Genomic DNA, 485 nt, shown 5'->3' with positions numbered 1-485 from the left:
GGGTACGACGGCTTGACCGCGCCCGCCGCCGCGGGGAGGCCGTACGTGCCGGCATGGTCGCCGACGCCGTGGACCGTGTCGTGGCCCGGAAGGGACGAGGAGGAGGACACGGAGGACACGGAGGAGACCGACGAGACGTCGCTGGTGTCGCTGAAGACCGACGCGGTGTCGCTGATGTCACCGACGGAGGAGACGGAGTCCTCGTCGGTGCTCCGGTGCGCGCCGCTGCCCGTGTACGGGTCGTCGCGGAGGTCCTGGTACGTGCTGCCGCCGTCGTCCATGTCGTCGTACCGGTTCTCGTACGCGTACCGGTTCCCGCTTCCGCTCCTGTCACCGTCCCGGTTCGCGCCGCCCGGCGGGTCGTTGCCGTCGCCGGAGCCGGGGCCGTCGCTCCGGAAGTAGTTCTTGTAGACGAACTTCCCGCCGAACTCCGCCCCGGTGGAGGCCGCTTCGAAGACCAGGCCGCTGAGTCCGGCGCTCAGGAA

The 485-nt window shown here is 70.7% G+C and carries 1 protein-coding gene; it reads right to left on the bottom strand.

Going from position 1 to position 485, the window contains the following annotated elements:
- On the bottom strand, positions 1–485 hold a 485-nt coding region (locus LPA54_RS37140), incomplete at both ends, for a hypothetical protein (protein ID WP_228984872.1).

It is taken from the genome of Streptomyces sp. DH12, from assembly GCF_020873895.1.
Taxonomy (GTDB): domain Bacteria; phylum Actinomycetota; class Actinomycetes; order Streptomycetales; family Streptomycetaceae; genus Streptomyces.
Note: the sequence above shows the minus strand (reverse complement) of the source record. Positions and strands in the feature narration are given on the sequence as shown.